The following is a 21992-nucleotide window of genomic DNA, read 5'->3' on the forward strand; positions in this document are numbered from 1 at the left end:
TCGGTTCCCACGGAGGTCAGGGCGGGAAGCGGCGTCATCACGGCGGAACTCCGAAACGGAGGCGGTGGGGCCGAGGCCGCCTGTTCCTCCCCCACCATAGCGAAGGGGCCGAGCGTGACGCCCGGCCCCAGGGGAGTGTCCCGGCGCCCCTTCCGGTTACTGCTTGGCGGGGCGGACGGGCACGCTGGCGGCGAGTTTGGTCTTGCCGTCTTGCACGTTCATCACGTAGAGCGTGGCCGCCTTGCGGTCGCCGACGCTGTTGAAGCTCACGTTGCCCGAGAGCAGGCCGGTGAAGTTGCCCTTGCGGATGGCCGCCTCCACCTGCGCGCGGGTCGGGGCCTTGTTGCCGTTGGCCTTGGCGGCGTTCAGGATGCCCTGAAGGGCCACCTTGGCCGCGTCGTACCCGAAGGCGCCGAAGCCCTGCGCCGCGTCGTTGAAGGTCTTCTGGAAGTTGGCGGCGAAGGTCTTCGCGGCGGGCAGCGCGTCGATGGGCGCGGCGACCGTCGTGAAGTAGATGTTGTTCGCGCCCTGCGGTCCGGCGATGGTGACCAGCTCGGCGCTGTCCAGGCCGTCGCCGCCGACGACGGGCGTGGTGATCCCGGCTTCCCTGAGCTGCTTGATGAACACGCCGACCTGATTGTAGATGCCGCCGAAGTAGATCGCGTCAGGGCGCTGGAGGCGGATCTTCGCCACGATGGAGGAAAAGTCGCTCTTCTCCTCGGTGCCCTCGTTCGCCACGACCTGCACGTTCTTGGCCTTGAGGGCCTTCTCGACCTCGCGCGCCAGGCCCTCGCCGTACGCGGTCTTGTCGTTGAGGATGTAGACCTTGTTCGCCTTGAGCGTCCCCGTGATGAAGTTCGCTCCCGCCGGGCCCTGCGCGTCGTCGCGCGCCACGATGCGGTTCATGTTGCTCAGGCCACGGTCGGTGACCTGGTTGGCGGTGTTCGCCGGACTCACCAGCGCCACGCGGCTGGGCGCCAGGGCCGCGCTCGACGGAATCGCCACGCCCGAGTTCAGGGTGCCCACCACCGCCAGGATTGAGCGGTCCGAGGCGATCTTGCGCGCCTGCGCGGTGCCCGTGGCCGGGTCCGCCTGGTCGTCGTAGGGGGCGAGCTGAAGGTTCAGGCCGAGCCGCTGAAACTGCGGCTTGTACTCGTTCACGGCGAGCTGCGCGCCGTTGCGAATCTGGGTGCCCAGGTCGCTCTGCCCGCCCGAGAGGGGCGAGAGGGTGGCGAGCTTGATGGTGGTCTGGGCGCTCGCGCCTCCCAGGGCCAGCGCGGCGAGAACGGAAAGGCTCAGGGCGGTTTTCTTCATGGGTCCTCCGGGACGGGTGCGCCTTTGCGCGGTTGTCGAGATTGCCACGATTCTAGAGACGCCTTTAGACGAAGTCAACGCGAGGCTCATCCGTGGAGGCCATTTCGGAACTGCTTCCAGGGAACCTCGGCGAAATGATATTGCGGCCAGGATGAGTTGTGGGCAACACAGGGGGGTGGGCCGCCCGACCCCACCCGACCTCCGGGAACACCCCCGCCGGGGGAGACCTCAGACCAGGTCCAGATACCGCTCCAGCTCCCAGGCGTGGACGGCCGACGAATACTCGCGCCACTCTGCCCGCTTGGCCGCGACGAAATGGTCCAGGACGTGTTCGCCCAGCGCCCCGGCGATCACCGGGTCCTTCTCGAGTTCGTCCACCGCCTCGCGCAGGTCGGTGGGCAGCTCGCGGATGCGGTGGTGCCGCTTTTCCCGCACCGTCATGCGGAAGATGTTGCGCCCGATGGCGGGCGGCGGCTCCATTCCCTCCTGGATGCCGTCGAGCCCCGCCGCCAGCATCGCCGCCAGGGCCAGGTACGGGTTGCACGAGGGGTCGGGCATCCGCACCTCAGCCCGGGTGGACTGCCCGCGCTTGGCGGGGATGCGGATCAGCGCCGAGCGGTTGCTCGTGCTCCAGGCGACGTTGACGGGCGCCTCGTACCCCGGCACCAGCCGTTTGTAGGAGTTCACCAGGGGGTTGGTGATCGCCGCCATGCCCCCCGCGTGCTCCAGCAGCCCGGCGATGAAGTGCCGCGCGGTGCTGGAGAGGCCGTGCTCCCCCTCCGGGTCGGCGAAGGCGTTCACCCCGTTCCGGAAGAGGCTGAGGTGGCAGTGCATCCCCGAGCCGTTCACCCCGGGGAGCGGCTTGGGGAGAAAGGAAGCCAGCAGCCCGTACTCCAGAGCCACCCGCTTGACCACGAACTTGAAGGTGGCGATGCGGTCGGCGGTTTCCAACGCCGGGGCGTAGCGGAAGTCGATCTCGTGCTGCCCGGGGGCGACCTCGTGGTGCGAGGCCTCGATCTCGAAGCCCATCTGCACGAGGATGCCCGCGATCTCGCGGCGGATACGCTCGCCCTTGTCGACGGGCGCCAGGTCGAAGTACCCCGCCTTGTCGTGGGTGACCGTGCTGCCCCGCCCCGTCTCGTCCCGCTCGAACAGGAAGAACTCGGGCTCGGTCCCCACGAACATCTCGAAGCCGAGGTCGCGGGCCCGCGCGACCTGCCGTTCCAGAACCTGCCGGGGGTCCCCCTCGAAGGGCGTGCCGTCGGGCAGGGTCACGTCGCAGATCAGCCGCGCGACCCGGCCCCGCTCGCCCTCCTCGCGCGAGAACTGGGGGTAGATCAGGAAGGTGGAGAGGTCGGGCCGGAGCAGCATGTCGCTCTCCTCGACCCGGGTGAAGCCCTCCACCGCGCTGCCGTCGAAGGTCACGTCCCCGGCGAGGGCCTTCTCGAACTGCGAACCGGGCACCTCCACGTTCTTCGTGGTGCCCAGGATGTCGGTGAATTGCAGGCGCAGGAACTTCACGTTCTCGGCACCGAGATGGGCGAGGATGTCCTGCGCGGTGTGGGGCGTGCCGGGGGAATCGGGCGTGGGCGTCATGTCGTGGTGGGCCTCCGTGTGGCGCTGCCTGGTGCTGACCGTAGCGGGCAGGAGGGGCGGGGCGCAAGGGTAGAGGTGACCTGGCGAGGCGCTCCACCTCGTCTGGCGTCTCCCACGCCCTTCGCAGGTTGTGCGCCGCTCCCTGGCCGAATAGACCAACCGGCCCGCTCAAAGTGCAGGATTGTCAGGGTACTCCTCCTGTTCCTCCCCGTGTTCCTGCAACTTGTCCAACCTCGCGTTGACCGTGCGTTTGCCGCGCTCTTATACTCCACCTCAGAGTCCGGCTGAACCCAGGGGGTGCGGAAAGGGATGCCGCCGCGCCGCGCCCCGTGTACGAGCCGAGGCCACAGGGAGAGGAAACGATGAACCACGACTTCGATGTAATTTCCGCCGCCCGCAACTGGCGCGTCGAGGCCTCCCCGGCCTTCTTGCCCAACCACGTCGTCGACGAGCTGTTCGCCCGGGACGTGCTGACCCTGGAGGGGCTCAAGGCCCGACTGAGCAAGCCCGTGTACAAGAGCCTCCAGGCCACCCTGGAGCGCGGCGAGACCCTCGACCCCGGCATCGCCGACACCGTGGCGCTCGCTATGAAGAACTGGGCGATGGAGAAGGGGGCCACCCACTACACCCACTGGTTCCAGCCCCTGACCGGCGCCACCGCCGAGAAGCACGACTCCTTCGTCTCGCCCACCGGGGACGGGCAGGCCATCGCCACCTTCAGCGGCAAGGAACTCATCCAGGCCGAGCCCGACGCCTCGTCGTTCCCGTCGGGCGGCCTGCGGGCCACCTTCGAGGCGCGCGGTTACACCGCCTGGGACCCGAGTAGCCCCGCCTTCATCATGCGGCACGCGAACGGCGCGACCCTGTGCATCCCCACCGCCTTCGCCTCGTGGACCGGCGAGGCCCTCGACAACAAGACGCCGCTGCTGCGCTCGACCGAGGCGCTCAACAAGGCCGTCACCCCCGCCCTGCGGCTCTTCGGGGCCTCGGAGGGAACCCGGGTGGGCAGCACCCTCGGCGCCGAGCAGGAATACTTCCTGATCGCCGAGGAGTACTTCTACCGCCGCCCCGACCTCGTGATGACGGGCCGCACCCTCTTCGGCGCCCAGCCCCCGCGCGGGCAGGAACTGGAAGACCACTACTTCGGCGCGATCCCCGACCGGGTGCTGAGCTTCATGACCGACGCCGAGATGCAGCTCTACACCCTGGGCATCCCGGTCAAGACCCGCCACAACGAGGTCGCCCCCGGCCAGTTCGAGATCGCCCCGATCTTCGAGCAGAGCAACGTCGCGGCCGACCACCAGCAGCTCATCATGCAAGTTCTCCGCAACACCGCGCGCAAATACGGCCTGGTCGCCCTGCTGCACGAGAAGCCTTTTGCGGGCGTGAACGGCTCGGGCAAGCACTGCAACTGGAGCATGGGCACGAACGCGGGCGAGAACCTGCTGGAGCCCGGCGACACCCCGCACGAGAACCTCCAGTTCCTGTTCTTCTGCTCGGCAGTGATCAAGGCCGTGGACGAGCACCAGGACCTGCTGCGCATCTCGGTGGCCTCCGCGAGCAACGACCACCGCCTCGGCGCGAATGAGGCCCCGCCCGCGATCCTCTCGATCTTCCTGGGCACCGAACTCACCGACATCTTCGACCGGCTGGCGAGCGGTGAGGGGGGGCGCGGCGCGGAGGCCGGGCTGCTCGGCTTGGGCTCGAGCGTGCTGCCGCCCCTGCCGCGCCACGCCGGGGACCGCAACCGCACCAGCCCCTTCGCCTTCACCGGGAACAAGTTCGAGTTCCGGGCGGCGGGGAGCAGCCAGAGCATCTCCATGCCCATCACGGTGCTCAATACCATCGTGGCCGATGCTGTCAGCGGGCTGACGAGCGAATTGGAGGCGAGGCTCACCCGGGGGCAGGACCTCGACTCGGCGGTGGGCGAACTCGTGAAAGACACCTACGCGCGGCACAAGCGCATCGTCTTCAACGGCGACGGCTACTCCGAGGAGTGGCACCGCGAGGCGGAACATGAGCGCGGCCTGCTCAACCTCCGCACCAGCCTCGACGCCATAGAACACCTGACCGACGAGAAGAACGCGCGGCTCTTCGAGCGATTCGGGGTCCTGAGTGAGCGTGAGCTGGCGGCCCGCCAGGAGATCATGTACGACCAGTACTTCAAGACGGTGAACATCGAGGGCGAGACCACCGAGTACATCGCCCAGACCATGATCCTGCCCGCCGCCGCCGGGTACCTGGGCGACCTGTGCGCCGTGAAGACCCTCAGCCGCGCGCTCGACGCGACCGCCGGCGAGGTCGCCGGGCTCACCGACGAGCTGTACGACGCCCTCCAGGTCCTGCGCCAGCAGAACAGCGCCCTCGGCGGCGACGAGATGCACGAGAAGGCCTACCACGTCCGCAACCACGTCCTGCCCGCCATGATCCAGGTCCGGCAGGCCGCCGACAAACTGGAAGAGGTCGTCGCCGACAAGCACTGGCCGCTGCCGACCTACCGGCAGATGCTGTTCGTGAAGTAAGCGGTCAGCCCTCAGCCCTCAGCCAACAACAGGGGAGCCGTCCGGGCCTGGGCGGCTTTCCCTCTGTGTGCTCTTAGCTGATTGCTGAAAGCTGACGGCTGATAAGCTGATGAAGTGCTGAACCTGCTGCGCAAGCCGCCCGTGACGCCCGCCGAACTCGACGAGGGCCTGGGAGAGCTGGGGCTCGACGGGTCGCAGCACGTCATCGTCCACGCGAGCCTGAAGTCCTTCGGGCAGATGGAGGGCGGCGCGCGGGCGGTCGTGGACACGCTCGTCGCGCGCACGGCCACGCTGGTCGCCCCCGCCTTCACCTACAACACCCTGCTGCGCCACCCGGGCTCGCCCGTCCATGCCCGCTTCCACCGCGACTCGCGGGTGAGCCGCGACATCGGCCGGGTCCCGCAGGAACTCGTGGAGCGCGCGTCGGCGGTGCGGAGCTTTCACCCCACCCTCAGCTTCATCGCGCTGGGCGAGGAGGCGGGGCGCGTCACGGGCGTGCAGACGCTGGACAGCCCCTACGAGCCCATCGGCGCCCTGTACGACCTGGGCGGGTACGCCCTGCTGATGGGCGTCGACTTCGGCAGCAACACGACGATCCACTTCGGGGAACATGTGGCGGGGATGCCGCTCCTGACCCGCTACGTGCCCGTAAACGGCCAGGTGCTCCCCACCGCCTTCCCCAACTGCTCGGCGGACTTCGAGCGCATGACGCCCTCCGTCCACGCCCGGTCCACCCGGGTGGGCGGTTCGACCCTGCGGCTCTACCGGGTGCGCGACCTCGTGGACGCCACTGTGGGCGCCCTGACCCGCGATCCCGAACTCCTGCTCTGCACCGCCCCCGGCTGCCGCTGCCAGGAGGTCCGGCGGATGGTGCGGCAAAAGGGCCTGACGCCGCGCCCCCACCTCCGCTCCCTGCCGGGCACCTTGACCTGAGCGGCACACTGTAGGTCGAAAGCCCCCGCCGGGGAGAGGCTGCCTCCCCTGCCGGGGGGTGTGCAACTGTGCCGAAGGCCCCCACCCTCTCCTGTTACGGTGAGAGGGAGATGAAGACCTTCTGGCTGACGGTTTCCCTCCCCCTGTGGGCCTCGCTGGCGGGGGCGACCACCGCTCCCGCGCCCACCCTGACCTACCGGACGGGGAACATCACCCTTCTGGGGGGCAAGGCGACGGTGAGGACAGGTCAGGCGTTGCGTTACCTAGGCGCGGAGGGTGCCCGGACGGTGCTCGTGGACCTATGGGGCAACCCGCCGGAGGCCGCGTCGGACGTCCTGGGGATGATCGTGCCCGCGAGCGTGGCCCCCGACGCGCCGAACTCCTGGGGCGTGGTGATCACCCAGAGCGAGGACGGCCACGTTACCGACGACGACGCGCGGGGCATCGACTACGACGAGTTGCTGCGGAACATGCAGCGGGAGACCCGCGACCGCAACGCGGGGCGCGAGGCGGCGGGGTACGGCAGCGCCGAACTCGTAGGCTGGGCCGACACGCCCCGGTACGACGGCGAGGCCCACAAGCTGTACTGGGCCAAGGAACTCGCCTTCCGGGAGAAGGGCGGGGCGGAGGTGGGCGAGCACACCCTGAACTACGCTGTGCGCGTCCTGGGACGCGACCGGGTGCTCGAACTCAACGCTGTGGCGGGCATGTCGCAGCTCGGGCAGGTGAAGGCCGACATGGGGGACGTGCTGCGCCAGGTGAGCTTCAACCCGGGAAGCCGCTACGAGGACTTCCAGCCCGGGACCGACCGGGTGGCCGGGTACGGCGTGGCGGCCCTCATCGGCGGGGTCGCGGCCAAGAAGGTGGGGCTGCTCGGTCTCGCCGCCGTGTTCCTTAAAAAAGCCTGGGTGCTGGTCCTCGCCGCCTTCGGGACCCTGGGCCGTCTCCTGCGGCGGGGGAGGAGCGGCGCCTGAGCCGTCCCGCTAGAGCCCCAGCACCATCGTGATCGCCCCGCTCGGAGATCGTGCCAGCTCCCGAAACCCGACGTGCCGGTAGAAGCCCTGGGCGCGCGTGTTCCGTCCCCCCACCCCCAGGTGGACGCCCGGCGAGCCCGCCTCCCGCAGGGCCGTGAAGAGGCGCTCCAGCATCCGGCGCCCGTGGCCTTCCCCCTGCGCGCCCGGCAGCAGGTCGATATGCAGGTGCGAGGGGTAGCCCGCGAGCACGGCGGGATCCGCCCGCTGGGGGTGGTGGAGGAGGTGCGCCAGCCGCTCGTCGGGCGTGCGCTCCCCGGGCGGCACGTCTGCCGGGTCCAGGTACCGCGAGCGCAGACCGGGCCACCACTCGCGCTCCAGCCGCTCCTCGAAGGCCGCCGTGTCGAGCACCCCGATCACGTAGCCGCCCACCCCGGCCCCGTCCTTCAGCACGAAGGCGAAGTCCGGCGCGAACTCCAGGTAGGGCCCGGCGTAGATGTGGCCGACCAGCAGCGGGTCCCGGTAGAGCCCGGTGGCGTCCGCGCCGCTGTCGGCGGTTTCCAGGCAGATGCGGTACAGGGCCGCCCGGTCGGCGGGGGAGGCGGGGCGAATCTCGAACACGTCCCCATTGAACGCCGGTCAGGGGCCCCGACGCCACCCGCCCCCCCGACCGGCCCCGCTCAGGCCAGGTGCTGCTGTTCCCAGATCAGGTCGCGCAGCACCCAGCCGCTGCCCGGGAACCTCAGCCCGGCGCGGATCTGGGTCAGGAGGTACTCGCGCACCTCGCGCACGTCGAGCCCCCCGGCGATGAGTTCGCCCAGGTTGCGCCGACCGTCGAGGGCCGCCGCGACCGGGGAGCGCCCGTCCGGCCTGCCCGCCTGCAGGCGCAGGGTCGACCACGCGAAATCCCCGGTGGGTTCCACCCGGCCCTCGCGCACCCCGGTGGCGACCCGCTGCGCGACCTCGAACAGCGGGCGGCCCGTGCCCTCGGCGGCGTCGCGCACGCTGCGCCCGGCGGGACCGATCAGGGGCGGCAGGGCGCCCCGGAAGACCCGGCTGGGGCTGCCGATCACCGCGCAGACCTGCTCCCACTCGTCGCTGGCCCGCGCCCAGTCGGCGGCGAAGTGGCCGTATGGGGCGAGCGGCGTGCCCTTCACCCCGCGCGGGGTGAACTCGAAACTTCCCTCCACCGGGAGGAGTGGGCTCGCCTGGATAGCGTCGACCCCCAGCCAGTCGAGGATGCCGCCCCCGACGATCTCGCCCCCCACGAAGGCCACCGTGTAGGGGACGTCGGCCTGCACGTCGAGAACGCCCGTCTGGCGGGTCGCGTTGATGAGTTCCAGCACCCCCAGCAGGGGCAGGTCGGAAAGGAGGCCCTGCATCTGTTCCCCAGAGGCTACCACTCCCCGCCCGCCACCGACGTACGGAATTCGGCACGCTGCCCCTCTCGCGTCAGGTCGAGCCACGCGCCCCCGATCTCCTCGCTCACGTCCGTGGCGATCAGGCCGTACCCGTGCCGCTCCCCGGCCCGCTCCCCCGCCCGCGCGTGCAGCCGCACCCCCGCCACCGCCGCGTCCGGAGCACTCAACCCCTGCCCCAGGAGCGCGGCGACGATCCCCGAGAGCGTGTCGCCCATCCCCGCGCTCGCCATGCCCGGGTGCCCGCCCCGGCTCACGCTCAGCCCCCCCACGTGCGCGACCACGCTCGGCCCGCCCTTGAGGACGACCACCCCGCCGTACCGCTCCCGCAACTCCCGGGCGGCAGCCAGCGGGTCGGCCGTGACCTCCCCCGTCCCCCGACCCAGCAGCCGGGCGGCCTCGCCGGGGTGGGGGGTCCAGACGCAGCGGTCGTGCCCCGCCCCGGCCAGTTCGGGCTGAAGGGCGTCCGCGTCGAGGACGGTGGGAAGCCCCCAGCCCAGCACCCGCCGGGCGAGCGCCGCCGCGTCCGGCCCCAACCCCATGCCGACACACACGGCGTCGGGCAGAGAGGTCACCTCCCCGAGCCACCTCCCCAGGTCCGTGTGCCGCCGCACCATCAGCTCCGGCGTGACCAGGGGCACGTCCGCCGCCGAGTGGACAGTCACCAGCCCCGCCCCCGCCCGCAGCGCCCCCAGCCCGGCCAGGGCCGCCGCCCCCAGCGTGCCCGGGTACCCCCCGACCACCCACACCCGCCCCGCCGTGCCCTTGTGCGCGTCCGCGCGGCGCACGGGCAGCAGGGCGGCGACCTCGGCGTCGGTCGGCCGGGAGGCGAGCGCCTCCTCCCGCACCCACCCGGGGGGAAGGCGCAGCGGCGCGAGGACGACCTCGCCCGCCCGGGGCGCGGCGGACCCGAAGAGCAGCGCCGTCTTGAGCCCCGTGAGGGTCACGGTGAGGTCGGCCCACACCGCCGCCGGGGGCGCGTCCGCCCGCGTCGCGTCCAGCCCGCTCGGCAGGTCGATGGCGACCACCTTCCCGCCCCCCTCCCGTGCCGCGTTCACGGCCTCCACGACCTCCGCCAGGGCGGGCCGAAGGGGCGCCACGAAGCCGGTCCCCAGCAAGCCGTCCACGAGCACGTCGGCCCCCCGCGCGGCCCGCGCGACCTCCTCCCCGGTCAGCGGCCCCGGCACGACGCCGAACGCCCCCAGCCGGTCCCGGTTCAGGACGGTCAGCGGGTGCGAGGCGGGCGCGGCGAGGACCCGCACCGGCTGCCCCAGCGCCGCGAGGTGCCGGGCCGCGACGAGGGCGTCCCCGCCGTTCGCCCCGCCGCCCGCGAGGAGCAGCACCCGTGCCGCCGGGAAGCGCGCGTGCACCACGTCCGCCACCGCCCGCCCCGCCTCCTCCATCGCCAGGTCGAGGAGACCGGCCGCCGTGAGCCGCGCGTCCACCGCCCGCACGCCCCCGGGGGACAGCACGAAGTCGGGCACGCTAGCCCACCGCCCCGCGCACGACGAGGAAGAGGACGAGGACCGCCAGCACCAGCAGCACCACGCGGACGGTCCGCAACCGCGCGTCCCTGCGAAACCCCTCGCGCATCTCCTCGCGGGTGTCCTCCTGCGAGCGCCGTACGCCCAGGCGCTGGGCGCGGCGGATCGAGCCCACCGACTCGTGGACCCGGCCCTGGCGCCGCAGCGCCACCCCCAGGTTGTGGTGCGCCCCGTCGAAGTCGGGGTTCAGCCGCAGCACCTCGCGGTAGCGCGCCTCGGCCTGGGCCGCCCGCCCCGCCTCCAGGTCGAGGTTTCCCAGGTTCGTGAGGGCCCGGTAGTGCCCCGGGTCGGCGGCCTGCGCCTCCTCGAAGCAGGCCCGCGCCTCCCCCGGTTCCTCCCGCAGCGCGTGCAGCACCCCCAGCGCGTTCAGCGCCTCCGCCCGGGTCAGGGGGTGGGCGAGCGCCGGGGCCAGCCGTTCGCGCAGCGCCTCCGTCTCCGTCTCCCCGCCCGTGCCGCGCCCCAGCCCCTCCAGGCAGGCCAGCGCGCCCTCCAGGCCCCGGGGCGAGACGAGCGTGTCGAGCAGCGCCCGCTCGCCGCCCAGCCCACGGGCAACGAGCGCCCCCAGCGCCTCCTCCAGTCTGCCCAGGGCCCGCCGCACCTGCGGGGAGCGCCGGGCGCGCACCCCCTCCTGCACGCTCAAGACGGCCTCCAGCGCCTCGGTCAGTTCGGGAGGAGCGCCCGTGACCCGCGCGGCGGCGAGGGCACGGCGCCACTCGCCCGCCCGCGCGAACGCGGCCCAGTCCGGCGGGGTGGTCGCGTTCGGGCCCGGGGAGTGGGCGGAGTCCGTCATGCGCGGAGTATACTGACCCGCCCCAGCGCCCCATGTTTCCGCCTGCTTTTGGTGCGGGGGCCCGGCGCGGAGAGTACCCCTGTGACCCAACCCGACGCCCCTTCTCCCCCCGCCCCGCTGTACTCGCCCGCCCGGGTGCGCGAACTCCTCACCCGCCACGGTCTGAGGCCTACCAAGAGTCTCGGCCAGAACTTCCTGATCGACGGCAACATCCTGCGGCTCATCGCCGACGCGGGCGGCGCCGCTCCCGGTGTGCCCGTGCTGGAGGTCGGCCCCGGCCTGGGCGTGCTCACCCGCGAGATCGCCTCGCGCGGCGCGCACGTCACCGCGCTGGAGAAGGACGAGCGGTTGAAACCCGTCCTCGCCGAGACGCTCGCCGGGCTGGGCGTGAACGTGGTCTGGGGCGACGCCCTCGACTTCGACTACGCCACACTTGCCCCCGGCACGCGGGTGATCGCCAACCTGCCGTACTACATCACCGGGCCGCTCCTGGCGCGCTTCATGCACGCCGCCCCCATCGTCTCCGCCACCGTCCTTGTGCAGAAGGAGGTGGGCGGGCGACTCGCCGCCCACCCCGGCGACGACGACTACGGCTTCCTGAGCGCGCTCGCCGCCCTGCACGGCACGGTTCGTCACGTGCGTGACGTGCCCAGGGGGGCCTTCCTCCCCGCCCCCGACGTGACGAGCAGCGTCTTGCGGCTCGACTTCGACCGCTCGCGGCCCCTGCCCGATCCCGCCCTCCTGCGGTTCGTGGAGGCGGCCCTGCATCACCGCCGCAAGACGCTGCGCAACAACCTCCGGATGACCGGGCTGGAGGGGGCGGCCATCGACGCGGCCCTGGCCGGGGTGGGGTTGCGCGCGGACGTGCGGGCCGAGGACGTGCCGCTCTCCGATCTGCACGCCCTTGCCGCGCGGCTGGGCGTGGTACGGTAGGAACCGCGTCACAAACGCTGGTCCTCCGTCAAGGGACGTGCCGTGCCGTCCGGGGGGGACGCATTCAAGGGCCAGGTACGCGGCCCGGAGGTTTTTCCGTGAAGTTTTTCGTCATCGGCGACGTGACCGTCGACCACCTCTATCACCTCGACCGCATCCCGGCCCCCGGCCAGGAGGTCTCGCCCACCCGCGCCACGATGGAACCCGGCGGTGCGGGCGGCACGATCTCGGTGACCCTGGCAAGACTCGGCCACACCGTCACCCTCGCCGCCCGGGTGGGCCAGGACCCCTTCGCCGAGTACGCCCTCGGGCGCGTGCGCGAGAGCGGCGTCTTGCAAACGGCCATCCAGCAGGACCCCGAACACCTCACGAGCACGATCACGGTGATGCAGACCCCCGACGGCCAGCGCGCCATGATCAGCCACGGGGCCGCCAACCGCCAGCTCGACCCGGCGAGGCTCAAGAAAAAGGACATCGAGGGCGCCGACGCGGTGGTCATCAGCGCCTACAGCCTCACGGAGGGGCCTCAGCGCGACTACGCCCTGAGGGCCATCGAGATCGCGCGGGGGGCGAAAAAGCCCGTCCCCGTCTTCATCGACCTCGGCACCGGCGCCGTGAACAAGGTGGGCACCCGGCTGATGGCCGACGTGATCGCGGCCGACTACCTCACCCTCAATCAGCACGAACTCCTCGCGCTGACCGGCACCGCGAGCATCAGCGCGGCGCTCGCCCGGCTGGGGGAGGCGGGGGCCCGCCGGGTGGTCGTCAAGGTGGGCCGCATGGGCAGCATCGTCTGGTCCCCCGAGGAGACCGAACTCGTGGACGCCGTGCCGCCCGAGGGGCAGGTCGTCGACTCCACCGGCGCGGGCGACACCTTCACCGCCACCTTCGCGCACGCGGCCCTGACGGGCCTGCCCCTCGCCCAGGCCGCCCGCGCCGCGAACGCCGCCGGGGCCCTCGCCGCCACCCGCTTCGGCGCCCAGGCCCGGCCCATCACCCCCGCCGACCTCGAACGGGCGCTGGGCCGCTGAGCCTTTCCTCACCTGCGCCCCGGCCCCCACAGGCTGGGGCGTGCTTGCGTTACCCTGCCCCCCATGACCGCCGACCTCCCCCTCACCCGCCTGCTCCACGAGGAGGCCGCCGCCCGGGGTCTGCGTGACCCGGCAGCCCCCCTCCCGAGCGTCCCCGAGGCGTTCGCCCTCGTGCGCGACCTGCCCTACGCCCGGGCGAGCACCCACGACCCGGCGGGCATCGTCCGCGAGTGGCGCGGCACCTGCTCCACCAAGCACGAACTCCTCGCCGCCCTCCTCGCCGAGCGAGGCGTCCCCAGCACCGTCGTCGCCTGCACCCAGGAGATCACCCCGCCCCCCGGCGCCCCACCCGAACTACTCGCCCTGAGCGGCAATCGGCCCGTCGTGGACGTGCACAACTACCTGATCGTCCACGCGCCCCAGGGAGACATGGTCGTGGACGCCACCTGGCCGCTGGGGGCCGCCGGGACCGGTCTCCCCGTCAACCCGGACTGGGTGTGGGGGCAGGATCAGGCCCTCGCCTGCACGCCCCTCGAAACCTGGCCCGTCCCGGCGGGGGAGAGCGTGGCCGACTTCAAGGGCCGCGTCCTGCGCGAACGGTACACCGCCGAGGAGCTGGAGCGCCGCGACGCCTTCATCCGTGAGGTGGGGCGCCTCTTCCTGGAGGGACGGGCGTGAGCTTCCATCCCGAATACCCCACCGTCCGCCGCCCCGTCTACGCCGGGCGGGGGATGGTGGCGACCTCGCAGCCGCTCGCGGCTCAGGCGGGTCTGGGCATCCTCCAGGCCGGGGGCAATGCCGTGGACGCCGCCGTCGCCACCGCCGCCGCCCTGACGGTGGTCGAGCCGACGAGCAACGGCATCGGCGGAGACCTCTTCGCGCTTCTTTGGGCGGGGGGCGAACTGCACGGCCTGAACGCGAGCGGCGCCGCCCCCGCCGCCCTCTCCCTGGACCTTCTCGGGGGCAGCGAGATGCCCCGCCACGGCTGGCTCCCCGTCACCGTTCCCGGCGCGGTGCGCGGCTGGGCCGACCTCCACGCCCGCTTCGGACGCCTGCCCTTCGAGCAGGTGCTCGCCCCCGCCGTTTCCTACGCGCGGGACGGTTATCCCCTCTCGCCCGTCCTCGCCGCGAACTGGGCGCGGGCCGTCAGCATCTACCGTCGCCTGAACCTCCCCATCCTGGAGGAGTGGTTCCGCGTCTTCGCCCCGGACGGCTTCACCCCCGCCCCCGGTCACCTGTGGCGGAGCGAGGACCACGCCCGCACCCTGGAGGCCATCGCCGCCACCCACGGCGCGGCCTTCTATGAGGGCGACCTCGCCGAACGTATCGACGCCCATGCCCGCGCGACCGGCGGCCTGCTGCGGGCCTCCGACCTCGCCGCCCACCGCTCCGAGTGGGTCACGCCCATTGGGGCGAGGTACGGCGACCACCTCGTCCACGAGATTCCGCCGAACGGTCAGGGCATCGCGGCCCTGATCGCCCTGAACGTGCTGAACGGCCTGGACCTCCCCGACCTGCGCGAGGACCCGGACGGCCTTCACCTCCAGATCGAGGCGATGAAGCGCGGCTTCCACGACGCGCACGCCTTCGTGGCCGACCCCCGTCACGTTCCGGTCGACGTGGAGCGCCTGCTCGGTTCGGAGAACACCGCCGACCACCGCGCCTTCCTCGGTGACACGGCGCACGACCCCGCTACCCGCGCGCCGGGCACGGGCGGGACCGTCTACCTCGCCGCCGCCGACGGGGAAGGCGGCATGGTCAGCCTGATCCAGAGCAACTACATGGGCTTCGGGAGCGGCGTGGTCGTGCCCGGCACCGGGATCGCCCTGCACAACCGGGGGCACAACTTCAGCCTCGACCCCACCCACCCCAACGTCCTCGCGCCCGGCAAGCGGCCCTACCACACCATCATCCCCGGCTTCCTCTCCCGCGCCGACGGCACCCCGGTCGGCCCCTTCGGCGTGATGGGCGGCTTCATGCAGCCCCAGGGTCATCTCCAGGTCGTGCTCAACATGGTCCGCTACGGCATGAACCCCCAGCAGGCCCTCGACGCGCCGCGCTGGCAGTGGTTGACGGGCAAGGCGGTGGAGGTCGAGTACACGCTCGGCGCCGGGGTTTCCCGCGCCCTCGCCGCACGCGGCCACGACGTGCGCGTGCAGCTTGAGGCGGGCTCCTTCGGCCGGGGCCAGATCATCCGCCGCAACCCGGAGACCGGCGTGCTGGAGGGCGGGACGGAGAGCCGGACGGACGGGCACGTCGCCCTCTGGTAAGTGGTTCGTGGTGAGTGGTCAGTGGGAAAAGATCGAGTCCACTGACCACTTACTACTTCCCACTCACGGCGCCCCAGCCGCCCCCCACGTACTCCTCGCTCAGCTCCCACAGCCGCAGCGCCGCCCCGTCGTCGAGGGCCTGAGGGGCGGGGCGGGCCTCGCGTTCCTTGGCGAAGTACCGCCCGCTGACGGTGATGGCGGGATCGCTGGCGAGGCGGAGGCTCGTCCGCGCACCCTGCTCGGGGCTGATGGCGAAGCGGTCCACAACGCTCCACAGCAGGCTGGTCTGCCCCCCGTTGTTGTGCCCGAAGCCCGTCCGCACCATGCCGGGGTGCAGGGCGTTGCTCTGAAGGCCGGGCTCACGCCGCGCCAGTTCCCGTGCGAAGAGGGCGTTCGCCAGCTTGCTCTGCCCGTACGCCCGCCACCCGTTGTACCCGCGCCGGAACTCCGGGTCGTCGAACCGAATCCGCCCGAAGCGGTGCGCCTCCGAGGAAACCGTCACCACCCGTGCCCCCGGCGTCCCCCGCAGCAGGGGCAGCAACTCACGGGTGAGCAGGAAGGCCGCCAGGTGGTTGAGGGCCCACGTCGTCTCGATCCCCTCGCGCGTCTCCTGCCTCCTTGCGTAGTAGGCTCCCGCGTTGTTGATCAGCACGTCGAGCCTGCCTTCCCGCTCCCGGAACTCGGCGGCGGCCCGGCGCACCTGCGCGAGTTCCGACAGGTCGGCGACCAGGAAGTCTGCCGCGCCCACCTCCTCCGCCACGCGCGCCGTCTTCTCGGGGTCGCGGCTCACGATCACCACCCGCGCGCTCATCCGCGCCAGCTCCCGCGCCGTCACCAGACCGATCCCGTTCGTCGCGCCCGTGACAAGCACCGTTTTTCCGTCCATATCCTGCGTCATCCCGCCAGCATAGGAGTGACCTTTGAAGGGTGCGGCAAGCGTAAAGACAATGTCTCCCCCCAAAAAGGTAAGGCTGACCCGCGTGGAGCCAGCCTTCCGGCGCGCGAGCTTCACCCGGCCCGCTTGGTTGTGTTGCGCTGATGACCCCAGTGTATGAAGAGGGGTGTCACAGAGTTGTCACATGTCAGGCACGACGGGGGGAGGTTTCATCGCTCCATGAAGAAGGCTTCGAGGCTCGGGTAGAGGTGCGTGGAGGGCCAGGGCGGGCGCTCTGCCTTCCCGTGTCTCGCATCCAGCCACGTCAGATCGACGCCGACCCACGGCGTTTCGAGTTCGGGTGCGTAGGCCAGAAAGTCGTCGTGACCTACGCGCCGGGCAAGGAATTGGATGTGGACGTTGTGCAGGATGTGCCCCTTGCTGACCTCCCCACGCAACTCCGCCGCGAACCTTGCTGCCTGCTCCTCTGTAAGAGGCTCGTAGGGACGCTCAAGCCGCCCCAGCCGCGCCCAGTCTTTCCCCGAAAGCTGCCCCCACGTCAGATCACCTCGCGGAAGGCCACACTCTGACTGCGGTTTTGCAGCTCGCTTCTCAGGTACTGCAACCTCGGGTGCTCCAGCCGTGGGTCGTGCGCCAGGATGTGCTTGGCGAGTTCGCGTGCCCGCTCGATAATTTCCACGTCGCTGGAGAGGTCGCCAAGTCTGAGGTCAGGGATACCGCTCTGCCGGGTGCCGCGAATCTCGCCCGGGCCGCGCAGCTTGAGGTCCGCCTCCGCGATGACGAAGCCGTCCGTCGAGCCCTCGATGATCTTGAGGCGCTGCCGGGTCTTCTTGGAGTGCTCCCCCGCGATCAGGACGCAGTAGCTCTGCGCGCTGCCGCGCCCCACCCGCCCCCGGAGCTGGTGAAGCTGCGAGAGCCCGAACCGCTCGGCGTTCTCGATCACCATCACCGTCGCGTTGGGCACGTCCACCCCCACTTCGATCACGGTGGTGGAGACCAGCACGTCGAACTCGCCCGCACGGAAGCGGTCCATCACGTACTCCTTCTCGGCGGCGCTCATCTTGCCGTGCAGCAGATTGATGCGCGCCTCCGGCAGGATCACCTTGAGGTCGTCCGCGAGTTGCGTCGCCGCCAGCGCCTCCAGGTTCTCGTTCTCCTCGATCAGCGCCGTCACCACGAACGCCTGCCGTCCCTCCCGAATCTGCCGCATCACGAAGCCGTACGCCTGCTGACGGTGCGTGTCCTGAATCAGCTTCGTCTCGACCGGCGTGCGGCCGGGCGGCAACTCGTCGATGATGGAGAGTTCGAGGTCCCCATACGCCGTGAGCGCGAGGCTGCGCGGAATCGGCGTCGCCGACATGACGAGCACGTCCGGGCGTCCCGCGAGCAACCTGCGCCGCTGCATCACCCCGAAGCGGTGCTCCTCGTCCACCACGGCGAGCCCCAGGTTGTCGAAGCGCACGTTCTCCTGAATGAGGGCCTGGGTGCCCACCACCACGTCCACGTCCCCCTCGGCGATGCGCGTCTGCATTTCCAGCTTGACCTTCGGGGTCATCGCCCCGATCAGCAGGCCGACCCGCACGTCGAGCTTGGAGAGGTAGCCGATGAGGTTCGTGTAATGCTGCCGCGCCAGAATCTCGGTCGGGGCCATCAGCGCCCCCTGATACCCGTCCCGCACGGCGAGGTACAGTGCACACGCCGCCACCGCCGTCTTGCCGCTCCCCACGTCCCCCTGCACCAGCCGCGCCATCTGCCGCTCGCTGCGCATGTCGTCGGTGATTTCCAGCAGCACCCGCCGCTGGGCGTTCGTGAACGAGAAGGGGAGGGCCGTCTCGAAGCGCGCGATGTCCTCGCCCGTCGCCTGGAAGCGTTTGCCGAGGAGCACGGCGTCTTCGCCTTGCAACAGCACGCGCAGTTCCAGAAAGAGGTACTCGTCGAACCGCAGCCGGTTCGTCGCCCGCTCCAGATGGCCTTCGTCCGTCGGGAAGTGGATGCCCCACAGCGCGTCCGCGAGGTCGGTCAGCCCGTACTTCTGCCGCCAGTGGGCGGGGAGGTAGTCGTCGAACGGCGCCGCTTGCAGGGCGCGATGAGCCGCCCGCCGCAGGAACTCCTGGCTGATGCCGTCCTTCGAGTCGTACACCCCGACGATCCGCCCCGTGCTAAGGCTGCCCTGCGCGTCCTCCACCGTCTCCAGGTGCTCGACGCCGAGCTGCACGCTGCGACCGAACTTCTTGACCCGCCCCGTCAGCACCAGCCGCGCGCCGTCCTTGAGGTGCCGCTCCACCCACGGCTGGTTGAACCACGACGCCCGCACCCGCCCGCCCGAGGGCGTCTCCAGCGTCACGTCGAACACCAGCAGGTTCGGCCTCGGCGTGCGGCGGGCCTTGGACACCACCCGGCCCTCGACCGTCACCTTCTGCCCCTCCTCGACCGTAGACAGGTCGGGCAGGGCGCGGCGGTCCTCGTGGCGGTGCGGGTAGGCGTGCAGCACGTCGCGCAGGGCGTGCAGGCCGAGCGCCTGGAGCTTGCGGGCGCCACCGGGCCCGGTGTCCAGCCGCGTGATCTCGGCGTCGACGGGAAGCCGTTCGCCGGGGTCCGCCGTGGGGACGGCCTGCCGCAGAGGAGGACGTGGCGCCGCCTTCTCCTTCTCCTGCCCGCCGAGGGACGCCAGCGCCGTCTTCAGCGCCTGCTCCCGCCGAACCGCGTCCAACCCCGCGTACCCTCGCAGCGCCTCGCGCACGACGGGGAAGGGGCTCGCCAGCGGGGACGCGAGCAACTTCTCCACCCCGCCCGAGACCACCCGGTCGGCGCAGCCCGAGGCGAGTTCCGCCGCGAGCGGACGCCTCAGCCTCTCCCGCATCTCCGCGACCGTCGCCATACCCCGCGCAGGCTACCAGAGCAGGCCACCGCGCTTCGTGGCCCTCTCCCCAGGCCGCGTGAAGGTGACTGCCCTCACCCCCCGGTACACTGCCCCGCATGAAGTGGCTGAACGCCTTGCTGATCTTCCTGCCGGTCGCGGTCTTTCTGGAGGTCACGGGTGGAAGCCCCACCCTGATCTTCGTCAGCGCGGCCCTCGCCATCGTGCCCCTGGCGGGCATCATGGGTCAGGCGACCGAGCAGCTCGCGGTGCGGACGGGGAGCACGGTGGGCGGGCTCCTGAACGCCACCTTCGGCAACGCGACCGAGCTGATCATCGCCTTTTTCGCGTTGTCGGCGGGCAAGCTGGAGGTCGTCAAGGCGAGCATCGTGGGCTCGATCCTGGGCAACCTGCTCCTGGTGATGGGCCTGGCCGTCTTGCTGGGCGGCCTGAAGTTCAAAGAGCAGCGCTTCAACCTCAAGTCGGCGGGTACTATCTCCAGCCTGCTCGTCATCAGCGTGCTCGCCCTGATGATCCCCACCGTCTTCGACCTCGCCGCCCGCGCGGTCGCCCCCGAGCGCGTCGCCGCCCTCGATGTGAGCCTCAGCGACGCCGCCGCCGTCGTCCTGATCCTCGTCTACGTCGGCTACATCTACTTCACGCTGGTCAGTCACAAGGACATCCTCTCCACCGCCGACGACGAGGGCGCCCACGACGAGCATGACGGCCCCCTCTGGAGCGTGCCGCGCGCCGTGACCACCCTCGCCGGGGCCACCGTCGCCGTCGCCTTCATGTCCGAATTCCTGGTGGGCACGCTGGAGGCCGCCACCGCCAGCCTCGGCCTCACCGAGTTCTTCGTCGGCCTGATCCTGATCCCGATTATCGGCAACGCCGCCGAGCACGCCGCCGCCGTCATGTTCGCCCTGAGAAACAAGATGGACCTCTCCATGACGATCAGCCTGGGCTCGACCGTGCAGGTCGCCCTGCTCGTCGCGCCGCTGCTCGTGCTCGCCGGGCTGGTCGTCGGGCAGCCCATGAACCTCGTCGTCACGCCCCTCGAACTCGTCGCCATCTTCGGGGCGGTGATCATCGCCAACAGCGTCGTGCGCGATGCGGAGACGAACTGGCTGGAGGGCCTGCTGCTGCTGAGCGTGTACCTGATCCTGGGCTTCGCGGTGTTCTTCTACCCCGTGGAGTGAGGCGGGGGAGACTGGCGCCGGGAGCGAACTCGCCGCCCCCCGGGTTACCCTCGGGGCTATGGGAGCCTACGACCGCCTCGCCGCGAGTTACGACCGCCTGTGGGGCCGCTACGCCCGGCGAACGGCCCGCGAGGTGCTGGACGTGCTGCCGCCCCCGGGGACCGGCACCCTGCTCGACGTGGGCTGCGGCACGGGCACCCTGCTCGCGCTCGCCCGCGAACGCTTTCCACAGGCTCAGCTCGTGGGCGCCGAACCCAGCGCGGGCATGCGCGAGGTGGCGGCCCGCACCCTCTCCGGGCGGGGCGTGACGCTCCTCGCCTCCCCCGCCGAAACTCTCGCGCTGCCGGACGCCTCGGTGGACGCCCTGACCTGCCTGAACGTCCTGCACTACCTCGCCGACCCGGCGGTCGCCCTGCGGGAGTGGCGGCGGGTGTTGCGGCCCGGGGGCACCCTTGTCCTTCAGGACTACGTGCCGAACGGCCTGCCCGGCTTCACCCGGCTCGTCTCGCTCAACGACCGCGAACTCGTGCGGGTGTACACGGTGCCGGGGATGGGCAGGCTGTTGGAAGCCGCTGGGTTCGGCGGGGTGACGGCGCGGCCCTTCCGCATCGACCTGTTCTGGCGCGGCGGTTTGGCCCACGGCGTGCGCGCCGGGGCGGAGCCGAACGCTTCCCGGTAACCGGCGGGCGTCGGCGAACGGGTCAAGACCTCTCTTCCGGTTCGGTCCCGTCCCCGGGCTCGTCCCCTGCGCGGCCACCCCCGTCCACCCAGGCGGCGCGGTTCGTGCCGGGCACGCGGGGCGTCACATGCTGGCGCAGCGGTCCCATCAGGTCCGAGAGGTGCGCCGGGGTCACGGGCAGGGTCACGCGGCCCCGCAGGTACAGGGGGCTGAGGGAGTGGACGTTGACGTGCTGCACGTCTTTGAGCATGACGGTAAAGGTGCGACCGCTCTTATCGAAGTGCACGCGGTCGGTGGTGCCGGGCATCCATCTCAGGGTCAAGGTGCCGGGAATCATGCGGGCCTCTGCTTTCGGGGCGGCGAGGTCAGGTGAATACAGGTGGCCGCCTCCCCTCACCCTCCCACGCGCTCATGATGGGAAGGTGCACGCGAGAAAGGCCGCCTCCCCAACGAGAGGTAAAGGTCGGGAGCCCCATTCGCGGGCGGGCAGACCGCCTAAGGTAGAAGAATGCTGACCCTCGAGGGCAACTACCACGTCGCGCCCAACAAACGCCTGACCATCCTCGCCGAGTTCACGAGCCTCCCCAAGGGCACCCTGGAGACCGACATCGAGGCGCTGGGTGAGGCGTGTGCCCGGAACGGCGGGCAGTGTGACGTGCAGGTGAATACCCAGCACGGGCCGATGCGGGGCACGCTCGTCGAGAAAAAGCCCAGGAAGTTCAGCCTGCGCCTCTTCGAGGGCCACCTCGCCTTTCTCCCGCGTGCCTGATCCCCCGCGCCCCTCACCCTGCCTGTTCCCCAAGGAGGAGCCGTGGACAACATGATTTACGCCTCGGTGCGTCAGGTCAGCGCGACCTGGTACTTCATCTCGCTGACCCAGAACCGCTCGCACGAGGAGGCCCTCGACGTGGGGATGATGCAGGCCGAACTCTACCTGAGTGACCTCGGCCTCGTCGGGGCCGCCGCCGCGCCGTACCTGGAGGGGGCGCGGAAAGCGGTGGAGAGCGTCATGCAGGGCCGCCTCCAGAACTAGGCCGCGC

At 71.2% G+C, this 21992-nt stretch carries 21 protein-coding genes; 11 read left to right on the plus strand and 10 right to left on the minus strand.

Features of this window, described 5'->3' with window-relative positions; genetic code table 11:
• Window positions 1-156: 156 nt before the first annotated feature.
• The gene (locus DAETH_RS07715; RefSeq protein ID WP_264777331.1) at window positions 157-1314 is read right to left on the minus strand and encodes a branched-chain amino acid ABC transporter substrate-binding protein; all 1158 of its coding nucleotides are present in this window, start codon (window positions 1312-1314) and stop codon (window positions 157-159) included.
• Between the two features lie 228 nt (window positions 1315-1542).
• The gene (gene glnA, locus DAETH_RS07720; protein ID WP_264777332.1) at window positions 1543-2910 is read right to left on the minus strand and encodes a type I glutamate--ammonia ligase; all 1368 of its coding nucleotides are present in this window, start codon (window positions 2908-2910) and stop codon (window positions 1543-1545) included.
• 362 nt (window positions 2911-3272) lie between these two features.
• On the opposite strand from glnA, the gene DAETH_RS07725 reads away from it, so the two are divergent.
• The 3 genes from DAETH_RS07725 (at window position 3273) to DAETH_RS07735 (ending at window position 7339) form a co-directional block, all read left to right on the plus strand.
• Window positions 3273-5432, plus strand: a complete 2160-nt coding sequence (locus DAETH_RS07725) for a glutamine synthetase III family protein (RefSeq protein ID WP_264777333.1) — start codon at window positions 3273-3275, stop codon at window positions 5430-5432.
• A gap of 114 nt (window positions 5433-5546) precedes the next feature.
• A complete protein-coding gene (locus tag DAETH_RS07730) occupies window positions 5547-6365 on the plus strand; it encodes an AAC(3) family N-acetyltransferase (RefSeq protein WP_264777334.1) in 819 nt (272 codons plus the stop codon).
• Between the two features lie 110 nt (window positions 6366-6475).
• Entirely contained in the window at window positions 6476-7339 is an 864-nt protein-coding gene (locus DAETH_RS07735) for a DUF2167 domain-containing protein (protein ID WP_264777335.1), read from the plus strand.
• Between the two features lie 9 nt (window positions 7340-7348).
• Here DAETH_RS07735 and DAETH_RS07740 read toward each other — a convergent pair whose 3' ends face one another.
• Genes DAETH_RS07740 through DAETH_RS07755 form a run of 4 tightly spaced genes read right to left on the minus strand, consistent with a single transcriptional unit; the run spans window position 7349 to window position 11088 of the window.
• Entirely contained in the window at window positions 7349-7957 is a 609-nt protein-coding gene (locus tag DAETH_RS07740; protein WP_264777336.1) for a GNAT family N-acetyltransferase, read from the minus strand.
• 59 nt (window positions 7958-8016) lie between these two features.
• Window positions 8017-8718, minus strand: coding sequence for a DUF4388 domain-containing protein (locus DAETH_RS07745; RefSeq protein ID WP_264777337.1), 702 nt, complete (start codon window positions 8716-8718; stop codon window positions 8017-8019).
• Window positions 8719-8732: 14 nt separating this feature from the next.
• A complete protein-coding gene (locus tag DAETH_RS07750) occupies window positions 8733-10238 on the minus strand; it encodes an NAD(P)H-hydrate dehydratase (protein WP_264777338.1) in 1506 nt (501 codons plus the stop codon).
• 1 nt (window position 10239) lies between these two features.
• A complete protein-coding gene (locus DAETH_RS07755) occupies window positions 10240-11088 on the minus strand; it encodes a tetratricopeptide repeat protein (protein WP_264777339.1) in 849 nt (282 codons plus the stop codon).
• 81 nt (window positions 11089-11169) lie between these two features.
• Here DAETH_RS07755 and rsmA point away from each other — a divergent pair, with 81 nt between their 5' ends.
• From rsmA to DAETH_RS07775, 4 genes are all read left to right on the plus strand, one after another.
• On the plus strand, window positions 11170-12021 hold the full coding sequence (gene rsmA, locus DAETH_RS07760; RefSeq protein WP_264777340.1) for a 16S rRNA (adenine(1518)-N(6)/adenine(1519)-N(6))-dimethyltransferase RsmA: 852 nt from the start codon (window positions 11170-11172) through the stop codon (window positions 12019-12021).
• 98 nt (window positions 12022-12119) lie between these two features.
• A complete protein-coding gene (locus DAETH_RS07765; protein ID WP_264777341.1) occupies window positions 12120-13052 on the plus strand; it encodes a carbohydrate kinase family protein in 933 nt (310 codons plus the stop codon).
• Window positions 13053-13115: 63 nt separating this feature from the next.
• Complete coding sequence (locus tag DAETH_RS07770; RefSeq protein WP_264777342.1) at window positions 13116-13730, plus strand: hypothetical protein; 615 nt, start codon at window positions 13116-13118, stop codon at window positions 13728-13730.
• A gap of 53 nt (window positions 13731-13783) precedes the next feature.
• Window positions 13784-15322, plus strand: coding sequence for a gamma-glutamyltransferase family protein (locus DAETH_RS07775; RefSeq protein WP_264777408.1), 1539 nt, complete (start codon window positions 13784-13786; stop codon window positions 15320-15322).
• Between the two features lie 52 nt (window positions 15323-15374).
• Here the strand turns inward: DAETH_RS07775 and DAETH_RS07780 are convergent, their stop codons facing one another.
• The 3 genes from DAETH_RS07780 to recG form a co-directional block, all read right to left on the minus strand.
• Window positions 15375-16220, minus strand: coding sequence for an SDR family oxidoreductase (locus DAETH_RS07780; protein WP_264777343.1), 846 nt, complete (start codon window positions 16218-16220; stop codon window positions 15375-15377).
• Between the two features lie 206 nt (window positions 16221-16426).
• A complete protein-coding gene (locus tag DAETH_RS07785) occupies window positions 16427-16654 on the minus strand; it encodes a hypothetical protein (protein ID WP_264777344.1) in 228 nt (75 codons plus the stop codon).
• A gap of 101 nt (window positions 16655-16755) precedes the next feature.
• Window positions 16756-19095, minus strand: coding sequence for an ATP-dependent DNA helicase RecG (gene recG / locus DAETH_RS07790; RefSeq protein ID WP_264777345.1), 2340 nt, complete (start codon window positions 19093-19095; stop codon window positions 16756-16758).
• Between the two features lie 98 nt (window positions 19096-19193).
• Between recG and cax the strand changes: the two genes are divergently transcribed.
• Both cax and DAETH_RS07800 read left to right on the plus strand, forming a co-directional pair.
• Window positions 19194-20273, plus strand: coding sequence for a calcium/proton exchanger (gene cax, locus DAETH_RS07795; protein WP_264777346.1), 1080 nt, complete (start codon window positions 19194-19196; stop codon window positions 20271-20273).
• A 58-nt stretch (window positions 20274-20331) separates the two neighbouring features.
• The gene (locus DAETH_RS07800) at window positions 20332-20952 is read left to right on the plus strand and encodes a class I SAM-dependent methyltransferase (RefSeq protein WP_264777347.1); all 621 of its coding nucleotides are present in this window, start codon (window positions 20332-20334) and stop codon (window positions 20950-20952) included.
• A 22-nt stretch (window positions 20953-20974) separates the two neighbouring features.
• Here the strand turns inward: DAETH_RS07800 and DAETH_RS07805 are convergent, their stop codons facing one another.
• Window positions 20975-21289: a hypothetical protein gene (locus DAETH_RS07805; protein ID WP_264777348.1), complete on the minus strand. Its 315-nt coding sequence runs from the start codon at window positions 21287-21289 to the stop codon at window positions 20975-20977.
• 171 nt (window positions 21290-21460) lie between these two features.
• Here DAETH_RS07805 and DAETH_RS07810 point away from each other — a divergent pair, with 171 nt between their 5' ends.
• Together DAETH_RS07810 and DAETH_RS07815 are read left to right on the plus strand one after the other, a co-directional pair.
• Window positions 21461-21721, plus strand: a complete 261-nt coding sequence (locus DAETH_RS07810; RefSeq protein ID WP_264777349.1) for a hypothetical protein — start codon at window positions 21461-21463, stop codon at window positions 21719-21721.
• A 42-nt stretch (window positions 21722-21763) separates the two neighbouring features.
• A complete protein-coding gene (locus DAETH_RS07815; protein WP_264777350.1) occupies window positions 21764-21985 on the plus strand; it encodes a hypothetical protein in 222 nt (73 codons plus the stop codon).
• Window positions 21986-21992: the final 7 nt, after the last annotated feature.

It is taken from the genome of Deinococcus aetherius (assembly GCF_025997855.1).
GTDB classification, from domain to species: domain Bacteria; phylum Deinococcota; class Deinococci; order Deinococcales; family Deinococcaceae; genus Deinococcus; species Deinococcus aetherius.